The 15,357-nt window shown below is 40.0% G+C and carries 18 protein-coding genes; 14 read left to right on the top strand and 4 right to left on the bottom strand.

All coding sequences use genetic code 11. From position 1 onward, the window contains the following. Positions 1-112: 112 nt before the first annotated feature. Both KI655_RS15525 and KI655_RS15520 read right to left on the bottom strand, forming a co-directional pair. Positions 113-325 (bottom strand): VF530 family protein, encoded by a 213-nt coding sequence (locus KI655_RS15525; RefSeq protein ID WP_285406867.1) that lies wholly within the window; start codon positions 323-325, stop codon positions 113-115. Positions 326-362: 37 nt separating this feature from the next. Continuing rightward, positions 363-1,319 carry a LysR substrate-binding domain-containing protein gene (locus KI655_RS15520; protein ID WP_285406864.1) on the bottom strand — a complete coding sequence of 319 codons (957 nt, stop codon included), beginning with the start codon at positions 1,317-1,319 and terminating at the stop codon, positions 363-365. Positions 1,320-1,436: 117 nt separating this feature from the next. On the opposite strand from KI655_RS15520, the gene KI655_RS15515 reads away from it, so the two are divergent. Next, a complete protein-coding gene (locus tag KI655_RS15515) occupies positions 1,437-1,643 on the top strand; it encodes a DUF1127 domain-containing protein (protein WP_373417251.1) in 207 nt (68 codons plus the stop codon). 107 nt (positions 1,644-1,750) lie between these two features. Here the strand turns inward: KI655_RS15515 and KI655_RS15510 are convergent, their stop codons facing one another. Both KI655_RS15510 and KI655_RS15505 read right to left on the bottom strand, forming a co-directional pair. Then, positions 1,751-3,439 carry an AMP-binding protein gene (locus tag KI655_RS15510; protein WP_285406862.1) on the bottom strand — a complete coding sequence of 563 codons (1,689 nt, stop codon included), beginning with the start codon at positions 3,437-3,439 and terminating at the stop codon, positions 1,751-1,753. Between the two features lie 83 nt (positions 3,440-3,522). Next, positions 3,523-4,221 (bottom strand): AraC family transcriptional regulator, encoded by a 699-nt coding sequence (locus KI655_RS15505; RefSeq protein ID WP_285406859.1) that lies wholly within the window; start codon positions 4,219-4,221, stop codon positions 3,523-3,525. A gap of 286 nt (positions 4,222-4,507) precedes the next feature. Here KI655_RS15505 and KI655_RS15500 point away from each other — a divergent pair, with 286 nt between their 5' ends. The 13 genes from KI655_RS15500 (at position 4,508) to KI655_RS15440 (ending at position 15,350) form a co-directional block, all read left to right on the top strand. After that, on the top strand, positions 4,508-4,726 hold the full coding sequence (locus tag KI655_RS15500; RefSeq protein WP_285352316.1) for a Flp family type IVb pilin: 219 nt from the start codon (positions 4,508-4,510) through the stop codon (positions 4,724-4,726). Continuing rightward, positions 4,707-5,183, top strand: a complete 477-nt coding sequence (locus KI655_RS15495; protein ID WP_285406857.1) for a prepilin peptidase — start codon at positions 4,707-4,709, stop codon at positions 5,181-5,183. The genes KI655_RS15500 and KI655_RS15495 overlap by 20 nt, the downstream gene beginning before the upstream one ends. 9 nt (positions 5,184-5,192) lie before the next feature. Then, the gene (cpaB, locus tag KI655_RS15490) at positions 5,193-5,984 is read left to right on the top strand and encodes a Flp pilus assembly protein CpaB (RefSeq protein WP_285406855.1); all 792 of its coding nucleotides are present in this window, start codon (positions 5,193-5,195) and stop codon (positions 5,982-5,984) included. Between the two features lie 64 nt (positions 5,985-6,048). Continuing rightward, on the top strand, positions 6,049-7,326 hold the full coding sequence (locus KI655_RS15485; protein ID WP_285406874.1) for a type II and III secretion system protein family protein: 1,278 nt from the start codon (positions 6,049-6,051) through the stop codon (positions 7,324-7,326). After that, the gene (locus tag KI655_RS15480; protein ID WP_285406852.1) at positions 7,323-7,820 is read left to right on the top strand and encodes a hypothetical protein; all 498 of its coding nucleotides are present in this window, start codon (positions 7,323-7,325) and stop codon (positions 7,818-7,820) included. Before KI655_RS15485 ends, KI655_RS15480 begins: the two co-directional genes overlap by 4 nt. A 13-nt stretch (positions 7,821-7,833) precedes the next feature. Then, a complete protein-coding gene (locus KI655_RS15475) occupies positions 7,834-9,051 on the top strand; it encodes a type II secretion system protein Z (protein ID WP_285406850.1) in 1,218 nt (405 codons plus the stop codon). 10 nt (positions 9,052-9,061) lie between these two features. After that, positions 9,062-10,348, top strand: coding sequence for a CpaF family protein (locus tag KI655_RS15470; RefSeq protein WP_285406847.1), 1,287 nt, complete (start codon positions 9,062-9,064; stop codon positions 10,346-10,348). Continuing rightward, positions 10,345-11,268, top strand: a complete 924-nt coding sequence (locus KI655_RS15465) for a type II secretion system F family protein (protein ID WP_285406844.1) — start codon at positions 10,345-10,347, stop codon at positions 11,266-11,268. The genes KI655_RS15470 and KI655_RS15465 overlap by 4 nt, the downstream gene beginning before the upstream one ends. Continuing rightward, positions 11,268-12,176: a type II secretion system F family protein gene (locus KI655_RS15460; RefSeq protein WP_285406841.1), complete on the top strand. Its 909-nt coding sequence runs from the start codon at positions 11,268-11,270 to the stop codon at positions 12,174-12,176. Before KI655_RS15465 ends, KI655_RS15460 begins: the two co-directional genes overlap by 1 nt. 1 nt (position 12,177) lies before the next feature. Then, positions 12,178-12,939: a secretion protein gene (locus KI655_RS15455; RefSeq protein ID WP_285406838.1), complete on the top strand. Its 762-nt coding sequence runs from the start codon at positions 12,178-12,180 to the stop codon at positions 12,937-12,939. Positions 12,940-12,969: 30 nt separating this feature from the next. After that, complete coding sequence (locus KI655_RS15450) at positions 12,970-13,488, top strand: TadE/TadG family type IV pilus assembly protein (RefSeq protein ID WP_285406835.1); 519 nt, start codon at positions 12,970-12,972, stop codon at positions 13,486-13,488. Beyond that, positions 13,463-14,011, top strand: a complete 549-nt coding sequence (tadF, locus tag KI655_RS15445) for a tight adherence pilus pseudopilin TadF (RefSeq protein ID WP_285352520.1) — start codon at positions 13,463-13,465, stop codon at positions 14,009-14,011. Before KI655_RS15450 ends, tadF begins: the two co-directional genes overlap by 26 nt. 1 nt (position 14,012) lies before the next feature. Next, positions 14,013-15,350 carry a pilus assembly protein TadG-related protein gene (locus KI655_RS15440; RefSeq protein WP_285406833.1) on the top strand — a complete coding sequence of 446 codons (1,338 nt, stop codon included), beginning with the start codon at positions 14,013-14,015 and terminating at the stop codon, positions 15,348-15,350. Positions 15,351-15,357: the final 7 nt, after the last annotated feature.

Raw genomic sequence — 15,357 nt, 5'->3', positions numbered from 1 at the left:
CGAGATGCGAGATGCGAGATACGAGGATTGATGTGGCCCCTAAAAAGTAGACACAGGGGGTAAACCCCGCGAGGTAACTACGGGGGAGTTGGAGCGATGTAGGGAGCGGATATTAGCATTTTAGGTCGATATAGATTTGCTCAACTTTAGTTCGCGCCCATTCTGTTTTTCGCAAAAACTTTAAGCTCGACTTGATACTTGGGTCTTTCTTGAAGCAGTTAATGTTAACCATGTAACTCAACTCTTCCCAACCATAGTGATCGACTAGCTCAGTCAGTAGCTTTTGCAAAGTAATGCCATGCAGTGGGTTGTTTATTTGTGTCATGATAAGTCCAATAGGTATTTTTCGTCAGTATAGCAGCTTAGCCATCGGAGTTTCCGGACCATTTCAAAGAGAAATCAGTATCGACGATATTAAGATCTTCCCTTCCTTTATTCCCAAACTCACTGACTTGAGTTTCTATCCATTTAGAGAAGCGTTGAATCTTGTCGCGATGAAAGTATCCCGGCGGTGCACATAAGAAGTAATTATATTTCGGCCTTAGCGCGGTATTTCCAATTCTAACCAGCTTGCCTTCTTGCAGGTATCGATACACTAAGCTGTGTTTCACCAAAGCAACACCTTGAACAGAAAGTGCTCCCTCTAGTACAAAGTGAGAACCATCAAACTGCAATGTCGTGTGACCGCCTTCAACACCCACTTCATTGAGCCATATTGCCCAATCCATATCAGGCCATCGGTCTTCAATTAGTTCCGCTTTGTGCAGATCCTCGACACTGTATATTCCATACTTCTCCTGATAGAGCGGATGACAGACAGGGTATAGCACCTCATCCATTAACCAACGCGACTCTAGATTTGGGTAGTTACCGTGCCCGTAGCGTATACAGATATCAATACTCGAATCTTCAAAGGTAATTAGCTTGTTGGTTGGTTCAATCAGCATGGATAGGTCTGGATGTCTCTCTCTGAAGTCACCAATCCTTGGCACTAACCAGTGCTGAGCAAAGGATGGAACGGTGGAAATCGAGAGCTGATTTGGATTTGGGTCTTGGTTGATTCTTCTCACGCCATCTTGAAGGTGAGCAAAACCTTTCTTCGCTTGAAGATACAGAACCTCTCCCTCATGAGTGAGTACAATTTTTCGGTGCTGCCTGATGAAGAGTTCGGCACCGAGCCAGTCTTCAAGTTGCCTGATCTGTTGGCTTACCGCAGCTGCAGTGACAAACAAGGTTTCTGCAGCGAGCTTAAAGCTGCCTTTGTCGGCTGCAATATAGAAGTAGTAGATGCCTTGAAAGGGAGGTGTTCGTTCACTCACATTAGTTTTCCTTAACTGAATGCCAATATCTATCGTTTGTCGGCTGACTGTCTTTGGTCGAATATTAGCCATGTAAACAGATAAACATAGAGAATAAAAGTATAGAAGGGGTAAGTTATGAATTCAGGCACAGTTAGAGTCGAACTAGACGAGCGCTCAACCAATACGTCTATGATTAAGAAATTCTATTTCAAAGTGCAGCAATTTAGACAAAATGTAAAAACAAGAAAGCACTTAGCTGATCTACCCGATCACCTTTTAAATGATATTGGGCTAACGCATACACAAGCACAGCAAGAGGCGAGGAAGGCGTTTTGGGAGTAAGGGAGTTAGATTTAAATAAAAAGCGTAACTCAAGTTGTTACCTGAGTTACGCTTGTTTTTGTATATTCAAAAGCGCTTTTACCAAAAAGAACTTGGCTTAAGGTGGATTACTCCTCCCAAACTACCAATTTGTCTTTTGGCCAGTTATGGCCAACTTCATGGTACTTCTGCTCTAGAATATGACGTTTGATCTTGAGCGTTGGAGTTAGAATCCCGTTTTCAATGCTCCACGGTTCTTTGATCATCAGTACGCCTTTGATCTTCTCGTGAGAGGCCAATTGTGAGTTCATCTTCTCAATAACGCGTTTAGTGGTTCTCTCGTAGCGTTCACGGTCGAAGTTAGGGAAGTCATGAGGAACAACAAGCAGGATAGGACCAGGTAAGCCCAGACCAATCAGACACATCATCTCTACGCGACTGTATTCAAAAAGCTTTTTCTCAATTGGAACTGGAGCAACGAACTTACCTTTCGCTGTTTTGAACGTATCCTTTTTACGGCCTTGAATCGTCAGGTAGCCGTCGCTATCAATCGCACCGATATCACCCGTGTGCAGCCAACCTTCTGAGTTAAAAGACTCTTGTGTGGCAATGTCATTTTTGTAGTAACCGGAGAACAAGCCTTTACTGCGCACTAAGATCTCGTCATCCTCGGCAATCTTGAGCTCGACCCCTGGGCCTGCGTTACCTACAGAACCAATCTTGTCGGCTCTGAACGGGTAGTTAAGTGTGCTGTAAGCGAACGACTCCGTCATACCCCATGCTTCAGTGATGTGCAGACCGACGCTTTCGTACCAATCCAGTAGAGCAGGGGAGACTGGTGCAGAGCCACAACCAAGTACGCGAGCTTGGTCTAAGCCTAGGCCATCGGCCAGCTTCTTCTTGATGAGTGAATTAACAAACGGGATCTTGAGAAGAATATTGAGCTTCTTCTGCGGCAGTTTATCTTGAATTCGTTGCTGGAACAGAGTCCAGAGTCTCGGCACTGAGATGAACAGAGTCGGTCTGTGCATCTTCACATCTTCAATAAAGGTATCCAGTGATTCAGGGAATGCGGTTTGTACGCCACCCATGATAGATGAACCAAATATGTAAACGCGTTCGGTGATATGAGCCAGAGGTAGGTATGAGAACAAGCGGTCGTTTTTCTCAATACCAATATGGTCAATAAGACGTTGAACTGACCATGTAAACGCACCATACGTCAACATAGCACCCTTAGGTTGGCCTGATGTACCAGACGTGTAAACCAGAGACATAAGCTTGTCATCGTGATGCACAGGACGTTTGGAAGAGGGCTCGGATTTGTCTATAAGGTCATTGAACGAATGCTGGCATTTGGCTGCAGTATCATAAGGGAGAGAGATACTGATGAGTGCTGAGTTTTCGTCTAGTACTTGCTGAGTCGCGGCTGGATCGTCAAGTTTACCTGCAATGACAATCTTACTTTCACTGTGTTCAATACAGTAGGCAATAGTCTCGGCACCTGCGGTTGGGAATATAGGCACGCTGACAAAGTCACCCAACATCATCGCAAGGTCAGTAATAAACCATTCGGCACAGTTCTTTGAAACTAAGGCAACTCGATCGCCTGGCTGAGCGCCGAGCTCTTCGAGTGCGGTAACCAGTTTTAAGGCTTTATCGGCTACCTCTTTATAGGTGAACTCGACAAACTGGCGGTTGATGATCTGTTTTAGATAGACCTCATTTGGGCGCTCCTCTGCCCATTTTAAAATCATTTCGTTTGGTGTAGGGAGAGCTTGGTTTTGGTCTTGGCTAAACTCGTTAGGCTGAATCATTGTCTAACTCCATGTTTTTCGCTAAGTTATTATTGTTAAAATTATGTTAAACATAGCACGTAACTTTAGTTTTAGGGAGTAAATTAATGGTTTCCAAACTTCCTATATTGCCCAGGTGTGAGCCCGGTCTTTTTTTTGAATAACCGGCTGAAGTAAGAGACATCTTTGAAGCCCAATGTATAGGCTACATTGGCAATCGTCTGCTCTCGTTTCTGGATAAGGGTTAACTTAGCCTGCTCGATGCGAGCTGTGGTGACGTACTCCTGAAAGCTAACCCCCACGTTGGCATGAAATACTTTAGAGAAATAGTTCACTGACAGGTGGCAATGGTCGGCCACTTCTTTCTCTGTCACTGCACTGTTTAAATGCGCATCTATATAGGAAACGGTGCTTTCTACGTTAAAACGATGTGATATTTGATAGGCGTCTGGTTTATTACTCAACTGTTTGTATCTTTCTAAAAGAGTAGATAGGTGATTAGTTGCTTGTATATTATTCTCATTAATATGTGTAATGTTGCTTATTTTATTTTCACTTTGGTAAATATTATTGTGAATGACAATAATGTCTCTGTTTAAATTAATCGCTATTTTCTCTGCAAGGTCGGCTAATTGCTTATTTCTACTACTATGTAGGTATAAAAAGCTAAATGATTGATTTGGTTCACTTAGTACAGAAATATCCCAACCAACGTGATTAATAATGAAATTAGTTTGAATTACTTTTAACAAACAAGAATTCAAATAATTTGGCTCATCACCGATGAAATTTCCTTTTTCCATATCTGTAACTATTTGATAAGGCATTAACCTTATGAATCCAGTTTATTATGATTAAAGTAAATAATAGAAGAATAGTAAGAAAGGTCAAATTATTGACAAAATAATACTAACCGCTTGGTATGAAATGTACTGAAATGAACAGGTGAGAAGACTACGTAAGTGATGGAATAAAAGATCACAAGAAAGCGTACTCATCATATATTCCTCCTAGGGCATTGTTTTATATGCGTTTTAGGAGAAAGGTACTCATGTGAGTGCAAACCAAAAGAGTGACATGGAGTTCATTATGTTTTTATCTACTTATATCAAAGCAAAATTACTACTTGAAGAGTTCGCAAAAGACGAGCGCGGTGTAACAGCGATTGAGTACGCGGTGTTAGGCGTAGCGGTTGCTGCCGTTATTATATCTGTATTTAATAGTACAGATAACAGTTCTTTAGATAATGCTCTCAGTGAGGGAGTGAAAAATATCAAAAAAGCAATGGATGGCAGTACAACTAACTAATAAGTTAATGATCGAATCTATCATAACATTTAAGTTGTTTATTTGGGGATTGTTTTTAATTCTGATGTCTATATGCTATTTCGATATTAGGAAAAGAAAGATCCCCAATACAGCAGTTTTTTTATTGTTGATTTTCTTAATAATTTCTACTTTAGTGTATGAAATAAATATTTATTATATATCTTTCTTTATTACTTTATTCATTTGTTTCACGCTTTGGATGCTTGGGATTTGGGGTGCAGGGGACGTCAAGCTGTTGACAGTGCTTTCACTATTTATATCACCGGGTTTCTTGTTCGCCTCTATATTGGTTGTTCTTGTTGTTGGTGGCGTCGCCGCACTCTGTGAATATTTAACAACTAAGGTTATCCCTTCTAGGAAAAGCAAGGGCGTTCCATATGGTGTTGCTATTTGCGTGGGAGGGTGTGTTGGAATCTTAGCATCCATGGGCCAGTAAGGAGACGACATGAGCATCAAGGTTATTGTTCCAGTTGCCCTGATTGCAATCGGGGCTGGTTTGTTTGGTATTTCCCAGCAATACCTCAATCAGAGCAGCATTGAAGAATCATCAGTTGCACCTAAAGAGCAAGAAAAACGCGTCAACGTGTTGGTATTGAATCAAAGCTTGGAGCGAGGCCAAGTATTGTCTCCTGCTCAGTTCTCAACTAAACAGATCCCTGAAAGACAGCTCTCTATCTCTCAAGATGAAATTACCGCGACCATTCCGAATGGTGCTGTTGCTAGAAATACCTTATCACCTGGAGATTGGCTTCAAACAAGCATGTATGTCACGCCTGATCAACAGGGTTACATTGATGCGACTATCTCTGACCAAATGGTTCCTTATCCAATTATTGTCAACCGTGAGTCTATAGTTGGTGGAGTTATTGATCATGGCACAACTGTTGATGTAATTGCTTTGAGTTCCCAGCAACAAAATTTGGCTATTGAAGATGAAGTTGATGGTTTTCAAAGCGTATCAGTATCACCCATTTTATTGGCTGTGAAAGTATTAAAGATTGAGAATTTTAATTCAGAAAACGCAGGAGAAGAGCAACTCTCAGGGGTCGTTTTGGTTCTTGAACTTTCGCGAAAGCAAGTGGCGACACTTTCAATCGCAAAAAACATCGCTCAAATAGAAATACACAAATCAATTGGACCTGAATTTGCGGAGCAGTTACAGGCAAATTCAGGGGATGTGCTACCTGAATATAGAGCTATCGTCGAGTACCGTGGTGATAATGCGAAGATTCGATAAGAGCTTAGAGGGTAACTATATGAAAATAATAAATGTTCCTCGTTGGGTTTCAATAATCTGCCTGATGATTTTTGTTCAAGCTGCATACGCTCGGGTGGTTAATTTATCAGAGGGAGACGCTCGAAGTATAACGACGAAGCAAGAGATTGGGTCAGTGTTTATTTCAGACCCTGAAGTTGCCGATTATCAAGTTATAGATGAAAACAAAGTTGTGTTTTTTGGGCGCCAAACGGGTAATGCTTCATTTATGGTCTTTGATAAGGAAGGTAATACGATTATCTCTAACAAGCTGGTTGTGAATAAAAGCCTTGTTCATATTGAGCAGCAAATAGCACTTCGCTATCCAGACGCAGATGTCAGTATTTATAATTTAGGTGAACAAGCTGTGCTGAGTGGTACTGTGGCGTCGGAAAAAACTAAAGAGGAGATTTATCGACTGACTGGTGAACTATTAGGTAAAGAAGCTGAAATCACTAACGTTAATTGGCAAATAGGTGATGAAGCGTATGAGATGGCATTCATGCGTCGTTATCGGTACCCAGGTGTTGTTGACAATATTGAAGTAAAAACGACCAAGCAAGTCAATGTGAAGATATCAATTGCAGAAGTTTCGCACACGTTTCTTGAAGAGTTTGGTATTGAGATTGGTACAGTGTCCCCTGGTGTTTTTGTCGACCAACTGACCTCTTTTAGTGCTGATGACATTATTTCTGTGATCACTGCAATTGGTGATGATCGAGTTGGACAAGTCCTTGCCGAACCGAATCTCTCTGTAATCTCTGGTGAGACAGCAAGCTTTTTAGCGGGTGGTGAAATACCTGTTGTGACCGTAATAGATGGTAGTACGGATGTTGAGTATCGCGAGTATGGTATTCGACTAGAGCTGATGGCTAAGGTTCTCAATGATGACAAAATAAAACTATCCATGTTACCAGAGGTGAGTGCGTTAGATAATCAGTATCAGAATGATAACTTTGATCTACCGGCTCTGAAAACCCGCCGAGCAAGAACTACTGTCGAGTTAGGCGATGGTCAAAGTTTTGTTTTAGCTGGGTTGCTAAGTACTGAAGAGCGAGAAGAGCTACGACGTATTCCATATATTGGAGACATTCCAGTGCTAGGTGCTCTGTTTAGAAAGACAACTACCGAAAGAACGAAAACGGAATTGATCATTGTCGCAACCGTGAACCTTGTACAACCTATTCACCCAAATCAAATTCAGCTTCCTACTATACATCGAACCTACAACTTAAATCGTTGGTTGGGTTTGAGTGATGATTACCCTAAAGCATCGGAAGAGTTCGTGAATCAAATATTGTCAGCTGGAGGGTTTAAAAAATGAGAATTCGAAATCTAGCATTTATTCCTCTTCTTGGGTTATTTGGATGTGCAGAGCATATTGGAGAGCAGTCGGGGCCTGCAATCGAAGTGGTGCCTATTGAATATCAACTCGCAGTAAAAATTGAGAAAAATAAGCAGCAAGAAGCCTGGGACTATATCGATGGGTATATTTCTGAGAATTGGAATGACTTTGCAAATCAAGAGTTTTCCTTTGTATGGAGCACTAAAGAAGGGAAACGATTTGTTAACAAATATACCTCATATTTAAAAACTCGTGGTATGGAGTCAAAACAGTTATTTATTCACTATGACAAGAATTTAAACGAGGCTTTTGATTTCAGTTTCTCTACCACAGTACATAAGGTAGTTACGCCTATTTGTGAGTATGTAGAGGTTGGTCATTATGGCGAAATTACTAATGGCTGTGCTCCTGAAGGGATGCGATGGAAATCCATAACTCATCCAGAACGCATGTTCGATAAAAGTAACTTTTAAGTAGGGGTAGAAAATGGACTTGATTGATATCTTGAACAAAAAAGTACCTCATGCGAATCAAGCAACGAACGGTATTCGTAGTGTGGTTTTTTATCAGACAGATGAGTGCAAGAACTTAATACGAGAAGCGTGTAACTTCGAAGGCTTTAGTTTGCCGGAGTTTCAACAGTTGTCTGACGATAATGTGACGGCTTACGGTCAGCAAGAAGGTATTGAGATTATTGTTATAGAGCTGAATGAAAGTAAAGACCTTGTCGTTGATGCTGAGCGAATTTGCCACCTACTCCCCAATAGCGCATCTGTGATTATTGTAGGTAAAGAGGATTCAATTTCGACAATTAGGCGTTTAAGAAGCCTTGTCCTTTATTATTTATTTTGGCCTGTAACTAAAGAAGAGTTTATTGATTTTTCACTTGGTGTTTATCGCAATAGACAAGCCAATAGTGGTGTAGGGCTGGTAAGAAAAGCAAAACAAGTCAGCTTCTTAGGTTGTAAAGGCGGGGTCGGCAATACGTTTATTTGCGCTGAAATTAGTCGTTATCTTTCGAAGGAAAAACACAGTTCATGTGTCGTTGTGGATAATGCTTATCATGGTGGGAATATCGATATAATGATGGGAATAGAGGGCTTTGAGAAGCGTGAAGTTAGACCTGGTAGTCAAGTTCTTAACTTAGATGATGCAGCTTCTCAAAGTTTGCTCAAAAAGCAAAGTAGTTCTCTATCAGTGCTTTCGCTCACTTCTCCTGAACTTGAAATTGAGGAAATAAAGCAGTTTACCAAAGCAGCAGCAGGTCATTTGTCTCAAACAAATAATTTTCTAATAGAAGATTTGTTGAATACATCCAACCTTATATACAGCGTCAAAGAGCTAATTGAGTTATCAAACTGTATTGTTTTGACGTTCTCACCAAGCGTTTCTTCACTAAGAGAAGCTGGAAAATTCAAACGTAAACTTGATGATAGTTTGGGTTTAGATAACAGCGTCAGAATCATAATGGTGATGAATTGCCTTTTACCTAATGGAGATGCAACAGTATCCCAAGAAGAAGCTGAGAAATTTTTAAAATGTCCTATTGATATTGTTATCCCTCATATTAAGAAGTTGGATCATAAGTTACTGGAAGGTAAGTCGATCATTTCTCATGGAGGAAAACCAGCCCGATCATTAGAAGATTTAGCCGCTCTAATTTTAGGTGAAGAGATTAAATCTAAGAATGGTTGGTTTAGCTGAGGATTAGCCGATGAAGAACCCGATAGAAGCGTACAAAGAGATTCGTAGTCAGATATTTGAAGCTTTAGAACCCGACGCTATCAATGCCATGTCTAGTGAACAACTAGCTAAACAGTTGAAACAGGCTGTAGAACTTCTTATTGATAAAGATCAGCTATCAGTTTCTGCTGTAACTCGTCAACAATATGTACAAAACTTGGTTGATGAGCTTCATGGTTTAGGCCCATTGCAGTCACTGATGGATGACGATTCTATCACTGACGTAATGATTAATGGTTATGAAAATATTTTTATTGAACGCGATGGTTTAGTTGAAAAGTCGAATATTACTTTCGTCGATGAACGTCAGTTGATTGATATTGCGAAGCGTATTGCAAGCCGAGTTGGTCGACGTGTAGATGATTCCTCTCCTCTTTGTGATGCACGTTTGCAAGATGGTAGCCGCGTAAATATTGTTATCCCTCCTATCGCTCTTGATGGCACCAGTATTTCTATTCGTAAATTTAAAAAACAGGCGATTGATTTTTCAAGATTGCTTGAATACGGGTCAATGAGCCAAGAGATGGCTCAAGTCTTGATGATCGCCTCGCGTTGTCGGCTGAATATTTTGATTTCAGGTGGTACCGGCTCAGGGAAAACAACTCTCCTTAATGCGCTTTCGCAACATATCTCCGAGTCAGAGCGGATTGTGACCATAGAGGATGCGGCAGAATTAAGCTTGCTACAGCCTCATGTCGTACGCTTAGAAACGCGTAAAGCGGGCATTGAAAATACAGGGGAAATAGACCAACGAGCACTTGTAATTAATGCGCTTCGTATGAGACCGGATAGAATTATCGTAGGTGAGTGTCGTGGTGGAGAGGCGTTTGAGATGCTTCAAGCTATGAATACCGGTCATGATGGTTCGATGTCAACATTACATGCTAACACCCCTCGCGATGCGCTCGGTCGTGTCGAGTCAATGGTTATGATGGCAACTAAGAATTTACCTTTAGATGCGATCCGGAAAACGATCGTTAGTGCTATCGATATTATCGTACAGGTTAGTCGATTACATGACGGTAGCCGAAAAGTGATGAGTATTTCAGAAGTTATTGGTATGGAAGGAGATAATGTTGTGATGGAAGAGATCTTTAGATTTCAGCCTGATCCACAGCAAAATGATGTCAAAGTAATACATGGGAACTATGTTACCACAGGATTGATGCAGCGTTCGGTTTTAGTGGAGAAGGCAAGGTTCTTTGGTTTACATCAGCAGCTTGATTCGGTCTTTTCGTCAGCCGGGAGAGTAGCATGATCTATTACTTACTGTTGATGGTAGGAGGTGTGACTTTATTATTTCTGCCTGCATTACAAAAGAAGAAAACAATATCTTACCTTAAACCTAGTAAGCAGACTGTGGTTTTGGAGCATGTTGTTGCTACGGATCAGCAAGCGGTCAATCTTAAATCTTTAACGGAGCAAACTTTTTTTCAAAAAGTGGAAACTAGCTGGGATAATTTTACTAATCGAATCGGTAAGTACCCTTTAGTGAAAATAATTATATTCGAATTGGTTGCATATTTTGTGATTTCAAGTTTGATCTCATATTTTTTTAGAAGCGACAGCTTAGTTATTGTTTTGCCCCTTATGTTTATTGTGTCTTTCTGGATGTGTGTTTGGTTAAAACAGAGGGAGGAGCGGATATTCGAAGAGAGCTTTCCTGACGTACTAAATATGCTTGCTAGTTCAGTGTCTGCTGGCGAAAGTATAATGCATGCAATAGCATATGTAGGGCGCTCACAAGATAACGATCTCGGCAATGAGTTCCGTTTAATGGCTGAGCGTATGAAAATTGGTGAGAGCCCCGATGATGTTTTTCGTAAAGCATGTCTTCGTTTCCCGTATCCTTCATTTTATTTCTTCATTATTACTTTACGTGCAAACCTAGATAGAGGTGGTCAGTTAAAAGAGGTGATGACACGTATCAATCGCCTAATGTTCGATGCCAGAGCGATCAACAAGAAAAAGTATGCTTTGACCTCTGAAGCAAGAATGTCAGCCAAGATAGTTGCTGCGATACCGTTTGCTTTCCTATTTTTACTTCAATATATCAGTCCTGAAAACTATGACTTCGTTATGTTTAATGAACGAGGGAAACCAATCCTTTATTATGTATTGTTGAGTGAGTTTATCGGGATACTGATTGTTTGGTTATTGATGAAGAGAGTTAGCTAATGAGTGAAATTATTTCTTTTCTATCAGATGGTAAAGTGCAAGCAATTATATTTATGTGGATGATTGTTATCGGTCTTGGAGTGTTAATTTATTCTTTTTCTGTTAGTCAGACGAGAAAAAAGACTCTAAATAAAGTTGGTGTTTTGCTTGATGACAGTGTTGACTCTTCCAATACCTCAAAAGTTGAGTCAGTGAGCCGTTGGTTTGGTCAGTTATTTTCTATATCTGAGAGGGATGTTGAGAAAAAATTTGTTGCAGCGGGTTTCTATAATAGTAAATGGTTCAAATGGTTACTTCCAATAAAGTATATATCAATGGCATTGGGTATATTAGTGATACTGTTTTATACCATGACCATGCATATGGAATTGACAACAACGATTATACTAATTGCACTTTGGTTAAGTGTCGTTGTTGTCGGTCCTGACCTATACTTAGAGTTGAAGAAAAAGAAATTACAAAGGAAGCTTTCTGACAGGCTCCCCTATTTATTGGACCTAATGGGAGTGTGTGTTAGAACTGGGATGACAATAGAGGCTTCGATTGCATATCTTGCACATGAGATGCAAGGATTTGATCCGGATATATCGCATATGCTTCATAAAACAAACGAGAGAGCAAAGCTCGTTGGGTTGGAGAGTGCACTAGAAGAGTTATATAACCGTGTACCCACTAATGAAGTAAGAAGCTTTGTGATGACGCTTAATCAGAGTTTGCAATATGGTTCGTCTATATATGATGTATTGTCTAATTTAGCTAAGGATATTAGGGATGTCCACATGCTTGAATTGGAAGAAAAGATTGGTAAGTTGGCAGCTCAAATGTCAATACCATTAATACTTTTTATAATGTTTCCTATTGTTATTTTGATTACTGCCCCTGGGATTATGAGGATGTTAGGTGGTTGAAATGATTAAAAAATATCTACATTTGGTGCTAGTGGTCATTTTATTTAACTTGGTAATTGGGTGTGCCTCTACTTCTAATTCAATTTCGGACAACAGCCAAGAATTTAAGTCAAAAGAAGCATTGCTAAAAAATTCCGGCGATAACAATAAATTAATAGCGCTTTATAAAAAGCAACTTCAAAGTGATGATTCTTACGAGACTCGCTTGAAACTCGTAAATACTTACTTGAATGTAGGGGATATAGACTCTGCAGGTTTTCATCTGGAAAGAATGACAGCACCAAAAAATCAAAGTGCTGAGTTGGATTTCTTGAAAGCGAGGGTGAAGTTTGAGCAAGACGATCCACAACAAGCACTGGTGTATGCAAAACGCTCTCTGGAGAAAAGAGTGGAATTTGCCGAAGCGGAAAACCTGTTGGGTTTAGTTTATGTCAGGCTGGGTAAATTTGAGAGTGCCAGAGAGCACTTTTTAAAAGCTCGAGAGCTTCTTTATGAAGATGTCGTGATCAGCAATAACTTAGCTGTTATGGATATTTTAGAAGCGGACTATCAACGAGCGATAACACGCTTAGAGCCAGTTTATAAAAATGGACAAGCAGATAAGCAAGTCGTATCTAACCTAGTGTTAGCATACGCAAAGGTGGGTGATTTCGTTCAGGTTAAAGCCCTGTTAGGTGGGATGTACTCGTCGGAAGAGTTATATCATATCTATACAGGATTAAAGGATGTATCTCTGAACGCCTCTGTCAGAACACAATTCTGATAGAGCAGCTCTACTTACTAGGAGGTGAGTATGGCTAACTATATAGTGAGTAAGTTGATATTTAAGAAACGGCGGAGACAAAACGGAGTCGTGTCTATCGAGTTTGCTTTGGGTTTCTTTGCTTTTTGGTTGTTTATAGCTGCCTGGGTAGAAGTCTGCTTTTTGTCTTATGTATCAGCAGCTACAGATTTAGCTATTGCCAATGCTTCGCGAGAAGCCAAAAAAGACAATAGTACTTACCTAACATCGTTCAAGCAGGTTTTGGATAATAGTGACAGTGTTTGGTCGAATTTTGTCGACTCTAGCAAGGTTAGCTCCTCAGTCCACTACGTAAAAACGATGACAGAACTTCATTCAGTAGCAGACATATGTACTCCAAGTCTAGGAACTGGAGCAACTTGTGGGGTTGAGCAAGACAGTAGTATTGCTATTTATCATTTAAGTTATGAGATTGGTGGCGTATTTACTTACTTTTTCGATAGTACAACTCTTTTGTCTCGTGAAGTGATAGTGGTGCAAGAATATGAACGCGATAAATTTGAAATTTAAACAAAGAGGCGTGTTCGCAATAGAGTTTGCTCTCGTGGGAGTTTTTTTGGGGTTGCTTCTTATGATTGCAATCGATTCGACCATTAAAATATCAACTAAAGGAAAGCTCGATCGTCTATCTTTTTCATCAGTAAATCTGTTGAAAGAAAGAACGCAACTTTATGGTGAGAACTATACAACATCGCAGGCTGATGCTGATCTCGTTGTAGATGTGGTAACAAATTCTTTTGGTAGAACGATTGCAAGTTTTGATAGTTCTAAGTTCGGTGTTTTGATTGAAGAGCAAACTTACCAATCAAACGGTACTCCTAATGCACTAGTTACGTATCGAGATGGAATAAATTGTCAACCCGCCCAAGTCCTATCAGTTATTGAAAAGGACTTAAGTGTTGTGACTTCTTGGGGACGCCAAGCGACCTTATATAGAGTCACTTTGTGTTATGAAACGGAGAATCTACTCGCTAACTTGAGTGATTATGGATTTAGCACAGTACAGTCTTCGTCTGTGATAGTAGGGAGGTAGTATGAGTGACTTACTATCCCATAAAGAGCTTAAATTTAGAAAGCAAAAGGGGCATGCGGGCATATTAACAGTGTTAATTTTACCTGCATTATGGGCTCTGTTTAGTTTAGGGACTGATGGCGCACGTGCGATTCAAGATAAAGCTCGCTTAGACGATGCACTTGAAGCTGCTGCATTAGCGGTATCGGCGCATAATGATGATAACATTGACGATGGTTCGGGAAGTGGGAGCAAAGTTAATCAAGATATTGTAAAGGCGTATGTTAATGCATATGTGACTGATAAGGAGAGTATCACGTCCGTTAAAATTCAAAAGTTAGATTGCCAAAGTATACCTGATTGTGTTTCAGGTTTGGAAAATGGCGGTTCGCGTTTCTTCCAATATCAAGTCTCGGCAACAACCAAACATGATAGTTGGTTTTCAAGTGACGAAAATTTTGGTGATGATTTTAATGTATCTAGTTCAGGGACATCTAGAAAATACCAAGATCACCCAGTTGATGTTGTATTTGTATCTGACTTTTCAGGTTCAATGGATAATAACTGGAAGGGAGGCAAGCAGAAAAAATATCAAGATCTGAGAGATGTTATTTCAGCAGTGACAGTAGAGCTTCAGAAGTTTAATGATATTGTCCAACTTGATGACAATACAATTTCTTTTGTTGGTTTCAATAATTATGTTCGAGTTTCTGATCATAATAAATGTTACTTAGACCAGCTAGATTACAAAGTAAATATTAAATTTGACAATGGTGTACCAAAACCAGAAGTCGAAGTCGATTTTTCTAAAACAGTTAGCAATGTGTTCAAAGAGAAAAGCAATGCAAATTGTAGAACGACCAATATTTATGAAGATGCCATCTTTTATGATATTGAACCAACGACGAAATTTACTCAATTTAATACTGACGTAAAAACCTTTAGACCCGATGGCTATACTGCATCTCATCAAGGTTTAATTCGTGGTGCACAATTGGCAATGCAAGGGAAAAACCCACGTAGATTGATTATTATTTTGTCTGATGGTGCTGACAAAGGTAACAATCAAGTCGCCAACAAAGGGACACGTTCTCATAAAGCGATTTCGGAAAAATTATATGATAACCACGGATTGTGCGACAAGATTCGAAATGACTTAAATGCTCAGAAAGCGGATAACAAAGATAAGGACGATGTTTTGTCACGTATTGCTGTTATTGGGTTTGATTATGATCTGAATTCAAATGTGGGCCTTAAAGTCTGTGCGGGCGAGGACAATGTATTTAAAGCGGAGAATAAAAATCAAATTCTCGCAAAAATACTAGAGCTAATTAGTGAAGAGATCGGTCATTTGAAATAGTGGTAGT

This window comes from Vibrio sp. D404a (assembly GCF_030248535.1).
In the GTDB taxonomy this organism is placed as follows: Bacteria; Pseudomonadota; Gammaproteobacteria; order Enterobacterales; family Vibrionaceae; genus Vibrio.
The sequence above is the reverse complement of the archived record's forward strand: the minus strand, read 5'-3'. Positions and strand labels throughout refer to the sequence as shown.